2 protein-coding genes are annotated in these 1426 nt (G+C 64.7%); both read right to left on the bottom strand.

Annotation, left to right across the window (positions count from 1 at the left end; genetic code table 11):
• Nucleotides 1-161: 161 nt before the first annotated feature.
• Entirely contained in the window at nucleotides 162-1199 is a 1038-nt protein-coding gene (gene cobW / locus EN925_RS35700; protein ID WP_127369892.1) for a cobalamin biosynthesis protein CobW, read from the bottom strand.
• 2 nt (nucleotides 1200-1201) lie between these two features.
• On the bottom strand, nucleotides 1202-1426 hold a 225-nt coding region (locus EN925_RS35705), incomplete at its 5' end, for a DUF1636 family protein (RefSeq protein WP_128337361.1).

Here is a 1426-nt window from a genome sequence, read left to right on the forward strand (position 1 = left end):
GCATCGGTCCTCCACGCCGCCGCCAGTCCGGCGAGGTCGCTGTCGGTGAAGGACAGCGCCACGATATCCGCCGGCGTCTGCCGCAGATCGACCGGCTCGGCGAGGTCGTCGAGCGAGGCGGATGTCGTGGTTAGGATGTGCATCGCAATCCGTGTCCGAAATCAGCCGGCGAGTATACGCTCGATCGCCGGGCGGTTCAGCCCTTTCAGGCCGATGACGACGAGGCGCGAGCGGCGGTCGTCCTGCGCGGTCCAGGCGCGGTCATAGTAATGATTGACGCGCGGCCCGACGGCCTGCAGCAACAGCCGCATCGGCTTGCCGCCGACCTCGACGAAGCCTTTTACACGCAGCACGTTCTCTTCTTCTGCGACCGTGGCGACGCGTTTTGCCAGTTCATCGGGATTGGCGACCGAGGCTATGTCGACAATGAAGGTGTCGAAGTCGTCATGCTCGTGGTCGAAGGCGCCGTCATGATGGGATTTGCGGTTCTCGATGTCGTCCTCGACGGCGAGACCGAGCCCGAGCAGCACGGAGGGATCGACCTTGCCATGCGAGGTCGGCACGATCTTCACTGCGCGGGCGGAGTGTTCGCCAATGATGGCATTGGCGCGGGCGGTGCCGGCGGCGTCCATCAGGTCGCTCTTCGACAGGATGATCAGGTCGGCGCAGGCGATCTGGTCCTCGAACAGTTCTTCCACCGGATCGTCGTGGTCGAGCGTCTCGTCCCCGGCGCGCTGCGCCTGGAGGGCCTCCATGTCGTTGGCGACGCGGCCTTCGGCCAATGCCGGTCCGTCGACCACGGCGATGACGCCATCGACGGTCACCCGGCTTTTCACGCTCGGCCACTGAAAGGCCTGGACCAGCGGCTTGGGCAGTGCCAGGCCCGAGGTTTCGATCAGGATATGGTCGACCTTCGGCGTCAGCGACAGGATTTGGTCGAGCGCCGGGACGAAATCATCGGCGACAGTGCAGCAGATACAGCCATTGGCCAGTTCTACGATGTTTTCCTCGGGGCAGGTGTCGATACCGCATCCCTTGAGGATCTCGCCATCGATGCCGATGTCGCCGAATTCGTTGACGATGATGGCGATGCGCTTGCCGCCGGCGTTTTCCAGGAGATGGCGGACCAGCGTCGTCTTGCCGGCGCCGAGGAAGCCGGTGACGACGGTGCAGGGAACGCGGGATACGGAAGTGGTCATGGTCAATCCTTCAGCATGTCGATGGGTGGAATGCGGGCCACGAGGCCGCGCTTGAGGCTATCGGGGCGGCCACGCCACGGGATCAGGCCATCTTTCGAGGTGGCGAAGAGCTTTGCGCCTGTCACGAGGTCGGCGCCGCTGGTCGCGGTCAGGTCGCCGAAGACATAGCTCCAGCAGCCGTCGCGCAGGATCGCGGCGCTGAGGCGCCGCTTGCAATTGCCAAGGCA

This window comes from Mesorhizobium sp. M7A.F.Ca.US.006.04.2.1 (genome assembly GCF_004022915.1).
Classification (GTDB): Bacteria; Pseudomonadota; Alphaproteobacteria; order Rhizobiales; family Rhizobiaceae; genus Mesorhizobium; species Mesorhizobium ciceri.

Coding starts and splice junctions, on each gene's coding strand:
- cobW (WP_127369892.1), bottom strand. CDS start 1,199: ATGACCACTTCCGTATCCCGCGTTCCCTGCACCGTCGTCACCGGCTTC.